Annotated in this window: 5 protein-coding genes and 1 pseudogene; 1 reads left to right on the top strand and 5 read right to left on the bottom strand. The window is 55.7% G+C overall.

All coding sequences use genetic code 11. The features are described 5' to 3' along the window. Positions 1-509 (top strand): annotated as a pseudogene (locus tag ABYP39_RS17400) (malate dehydrogenase); the annotation flags it as partial. A 148-nt stretch (positions 510-657) separates the two neighbouring features. Here the strand turns inward: ABYP39_RS17400 and ABYP39_RS17395 are convergent. The 5 genes from ABYP39_RS17395 to prmB all read right to left on the bottom strand — a co-directional run bounded on the left by ABYP39_RS17395 (position 658) and on the right by prmB (position 4,606). After that, entirely contained in the window at positions 658-879 is a 222-nt protein-coding gene (locus tag ABYP39_RS17395) for a hypothetical protein (RefSeq protein ID WP_372758123.1), read from the bottom strand. A gap of 10 nt (positions 880-889) precedes the next feature. Then, the gene (locus tag ABYP39_RS17390) at positions 890-1,309 is read right to left on the bottom strand and encodes a hypothetical protein (RefSeq protein ID WP_372748869.1); all 420 of its coding nucleotides are present in this window, start codon (positions 1,307-1,309) and stop codon (positions 890-892) included. Positions 1,310-1,404: 95 nt separating this feature from the next. Further along, positions 1,405-2,550 carry an MFS transporter gene (locus ABYP39_RS17385; protein ID WP_372748868.1) on the bottom strand — a complete coding sequence of 382 codons (1,146 nt, stop codon included), beginning with the start codon at positions 2,548-2,550 and terminating at the stop codon, positions 1,405-1,407. 3 nt (positions 2,551-2,553) lie between these two features. Then, on the bottom strand, positions 2,554-3,666 hold the full coding sequence (gene aroC, locus ABYP39_RS17380; protein ID WP_372748867.1) for a chorismate synthase: 1,113 nt from the start codon (positions 3,664-3,666) through the stop codon (positions 2,554-2,556). 55 nt (positions 3,667-3,721) lie between these two features. Beyond that, positions 3,722-4,606 carry a 50S ribosomal protein L3 N(5)-glutamine methyltransferase gene (gene prmB / locus ABYP39_RS17375; RefSeq protein WP_372748866.1) on the bottom strand — a complete coding sequence of 295 codons (885 nt, stop codon included), beginning with the start codon at positions 4,604-4,606 and terminating at the stop codon, positions 3,722-3,724. Positions 4,607-4,779 lie beyond the last annotated feature (173 nt).

Raw genomic sequence — 4,779 nt, 5'->3', positions numbered from 1 at the left:
TGGACCACAACCGCGCCATGACCCAGATTGCCCAAAAAACCGGCAAGACTGTAAACGACGTGAAGAACATGACCATTTGGGGCAATCACTCTGCCACTCAATACCCCGATCTGTTCAACACCAAGGTAGACGGCAAGAAAGCCACCGACCTGGTTGATCAGGCCTGGTACGAAAATGACTTCATCCCCACCGTGCAACAGCGCGGCGCAGCGATCATCAAGGCTCGTGGCGCGTCTTCTGCAGCATCAGCCGCCAACGCAGCCATCGACCACATGCGCAGCTGGGCGCTGGGCACCGACGGCGACGATTGGGTGAGCATGGGCGTATACAGCGACGGCAGCTACGGCATTGCCGAAGGCCTGATCTACTCCTTCCCCTGCCGCTGCAAAGGTGGTGACTGGGAAATCGTTCAGGGCGTTGAAGTTGGCGACTTCAGCCGCGCCAAGATGACTGCGACCGAGCAGGAACTGGCCGAAGAGCGTGACGCAGTACAGCACCTGCTGCCCTGACTTGGGACACGTGAATAATTAAAGGCTCCTTAGGGGGCCTTTTTTTCACCCAAAAAAACCGGGGTCGTATCGAGTATTTTTTGACCAAGCCCCACCAAAGCACAAGTGGCTAAAAAATACTCGATACGACCCCGGTTTCTGGTTCGCGCTATTTTCGGCTGCGTACCTTCGCCAAGACCCAGCTGGCACCAAATGCTACTAGCATGATCCCGCCGACCCCGACAATGCACACCGCCAGAAAGGCCAAAACCTCTTTCGCTGGCACATCGAAGATAAACACGGTAGACCACAGCAGCAGTGCCGTAGCCAGTACTGCCAAAACAGAAGTGCTGTATTTGCGCCAGCGCCGGTAAAGCTCAGGAATACTCAAAATACGGCGCTTAAAAGGAAGCTTCGTGAGTCCACTCACAACGCATGGACATATTGGAACTGTTGGGCTCATGGTAGTCGGAATCGGTTTCCCACACAAAGGTGTGAATGCCATTGTAGAGGGTTTCCAGATGCACAGTGGCAGAAACCCAGTACATGCCGCGCAGTACGCGCTCAAACTGCTTTAGCCAGGTATTCCACTCGTGTTCAATGGCTTTGTAGGAACTGCCAAAATGAATCACATCGGTATGAACGTCATCGAGATCCACGGCGGCAGGCGCCGGTGAAAACATCTCCCGAGACAGCAGCGGCCAGCTATCAGCGCTGGGCAGGCTTTGCATGACGGAATGGTTAGTCAGGCGCCGCTCCTGAGCCTCGCCTCTGCCACCGACCATATCGCGGATACAGCCGTAAACAATTGATTCTGCCATAACTGGTTCTTTTCCCGAGGAATTTGTTATGGAGGACTATGTTACCTGCGGGCGCTGACCAGGCCAAGCAGAAAGCGCGCAAAAGCGCGGCGATTTCACACCGTCAGTCGGTGATCGAGCATGTACAGCCAGGCAATGAGCAGGGCCGCCGCCGAGGCGACCACTGCGAGCAGGAAGGTAAGCCCTGCACCATAATCCCACAACATACCGCTGAGAATTGCCCCCAGCGCACCACCGCCACCAAAGCTCAGGCCGCTGTAGAGTGCCATACCCTGCCCCTGATACCCCTTGAAGTAGCGGCGGACCAACTCAACTGCCACCGCATGGAAACTGCCAAAGGTGGCAGCGTGCATCAGCTGGGCGAAAAACAGTACCACAACGTTGTCAGCAAAATAACCAATCAGCCACCAGCGAATTACCGACAGCAGCAGGCTTACCAGCATGATGGAACGAAGACTGAAACCGCCCATCAAGCGATGCATCACGAGAAACAGGAAGACCTCTGCCAGTACCCCGAGCGACCAGAGCACACCGGTTACTGTTTTGGTGTAACCGAGATTTTCAAGATGGATACTGAAAAAGGTGTAGTACGGGCCATGCGCTATCTGCAGCAGCATGCAGACAACAAAAAATGCCACAACCGATGGCTGACTCACAATACTCCAGAGGCTGCCTTCGCGCTCATCGCGCTGATCATTGCCCGCCTTCTCTGCCACCGTGAGGCTGCTGAGCCAGATGCCCGCCAACAGCAGAGTATAAATCCAGGGCAAAAGGTGAATGGAAAAATAGTCGAGAAAGGCGCCAATACCGGCAACCGTCACGATAAAGCCAATAGAGCCCCACACCCGAATCAGGCTGTAGCGATGGTATTGCCCTTCCAGATGAGACAGGGTAACCACTTCAAACTGAGCCAGCACCGCATTCCAAAAGAAGCTGTAGCCAACCACGACGGCCATCAACCACCAAAAATCGGTGCGAAAGAAAACACCGAGAAAGATCAATAAAGCCAGGAAGGAGCCCACACGGATAATGGTAGAACGACGCCCAGAGCGATCAGCCAACCACCCCCACAAACTCGGCGCCACAACTTTGGTTGCCATCACGGCAGACGACAGCGCACCAATGGCTACCGCGTTGTGGCCCAGCTCCTGCAGGTAGAGCCCCCAGTACGGGAGCCAGGCCCCTAACAGCCCGAAGTAGGCGAAGTAAAACCCAGAAAGGCGCCAGTACGGGAGCGCCATACCCTAAACGTTTGTGCCTGGTGCATTACCCGATACAACTGGCGTCGTTACTTGCACGCCGCTATTCTGCGCCCGATGGCGCAGCAGATGATCCATCAGCACCAGGGCAACCATGGCTTCGGCAATGGGCACCGCGCGAATACCAACACAAGGGTCGTGACGACCGGTGGTAACAACGTCGACCGGGTTGCCATCCACATCGATCGTCTTGCCGGGAACCAGAATACTTGAGGTGGGCTTCAGGGCGATTGACGCAACAATATCCTGCCCGGAACTAATGCCTCCCAGCACGCCACCAGCGTTATTGCCGGTAAAGCCCTGAGGCGTAATCTCGTCGCGATGTTCACTGCCACGCGCGACCACCGCATCAAAACCGGCACCAATTTCCACGCCTTTGACCGCATTAATGCCCATCAGCGCATAAGCGAGTTCCGCATCGAGGCGGTCAAACACCGGCTCGCCCAAACCAGGCGGCACATTGCTGGCAACGATATTGAGGCGGGCGCCAATGGAATCACCGTCTTTACGCAACTGTTGCATAAAGCCTTCCATGGATTCGACCTTGCTTTCGTCCGGACAGAAGAACGGGTTGGTTTCCACCACATCCCAATCGACCTTTTCTATGGCAATAGGGCCCAACTGCGAGAGATAACCGCGCACTTCAATGCCACACTGGGTGCGCAGGTATTTCTTGGCGATGGCGCCAGCCGCGACCCGCATCGCCGTTTCCCGTGCCGACGAACGACCACCGCCGCGATAATCACGCACACCGTATTTGTGGGTATAGGTGTAATCGGCATGCATCGGGCGGAAGCGGTCTTTGATTTTGCTGTAATCCTTGGAGCGCTGATCAGTGTTCTCAATCAGCAAGCCAATGGATGTACCGGTGGTTTTCCCTTCAAATACCCCCGACAGAATTTTGACTTCATCGGCTTCACGACGCTGCGTGGTATAGCGAGAGGTGCCGGGCTTGCGACGATCGAGGTCACGCTGCAGGTCTTCCTCAGTGATTTCCAGCCCCGGTGGGCAACCGTCAACAACAGCGCCCAGCGCCAATCCGTGGCTCTCGCCGAAGGTGGTAACCGTAAACAATTTTCCGAAGGTATTCCCGGACATCTCTCACTCGCTGCAAACCGCAAAGCGGCAATTATACGCAAATCCCCTGCCGCCGTCAGAGCGCAGGCAGATCCTCTCGTGCAATCACAAATACACCATGACCGCCGTGCTCAAACTCAACCCAGGTCAACGGTAGCTCCGGGTAGGCTTCCTCTAGCGCGGCGCCGCTGTTCCCCACTTCCACTATCAGCAGACCACCTTCTGTCAGATGTTCGCGCGCCGCCTGCAGGATCTGGCGCGTAATGTTCAGGCCATCACTGCCAGAGCCCAAGCCCAGTGGGGGCTCTGCATGGTACTCCTGCGGCATCGCTGCAAGATCTTGCGCATCTACATACGGTGGGTTAGAAACGATCAGATCAAACTGCTGCCCCTTCAATCCCGAAAACACGTCAGACTGAACCGTATTTACCCTATCGCGTAAACCATGTCGCACTATATTGGATTGGGCCACGGCCAGCGCATCTTCTGACAGATCGCTGAGAACCACAGAGGCATACGGAAACGCCATGGCGCAGGCTATCCCAATACAGCCACTACCGGTACACAGATCGAGAATTGTCCGCGGCTCACGCCCCCCGAGCCAGGGCTCAAACCCAACATCAATCAATTCTGCAATGGGCGATCTGGGCACCAGCACCCGCTCGTCGACATGAAACGGCAGCCCGGCAAACCAGGCCTCACCGACCAGATAAGCGGCTGGAATACGTTCACTGACTCGACGTTCAACCAGAGCCAACACGCGTTCACGCTCATCTTTCGTCAACCGGCCGTCCAGCAGACGACCATCCAGATCAAAGGGTAGCTTCAGGGCTGAGCACAGCAAAAACCAGGCTTCATCCTGGGCGTTATCAGTACCGTGCCCGTAATACAGGTCGGCCTCGCCAAAACGAGAGATAGCCCAGCGTAAAAAATCCCTGACGGTTTCCAATTCGGTACTCAAGCTTGTCTCCGCTGCACTGCGTAAAAGGCGCACAGTGTAACCCGTTCCGGCGGGGCCTTTAAGCCACAATACGCATCTACGTGAAGCCACGGTAATGGTCAGCCTTGTTCACTTTTGCTACCATCGCCCTCCCCTTTTACAGTAGTCGGACAGTACAGTGGAAAAAGCCTTTG

Source organism: Litorivivens sp. (assembly GCF_041625495.1).
In the GTDB taxonomy this organism is placed as follows: domain Bacteria; phylum Pseudomonadota; class Gammaproteobacteria; order Pseudomonadales; family Spongiibacteraceae; genus Litorivivens.
This window is presented reverse-complemented; position numbering and strand designations above follow the sequence as displayed.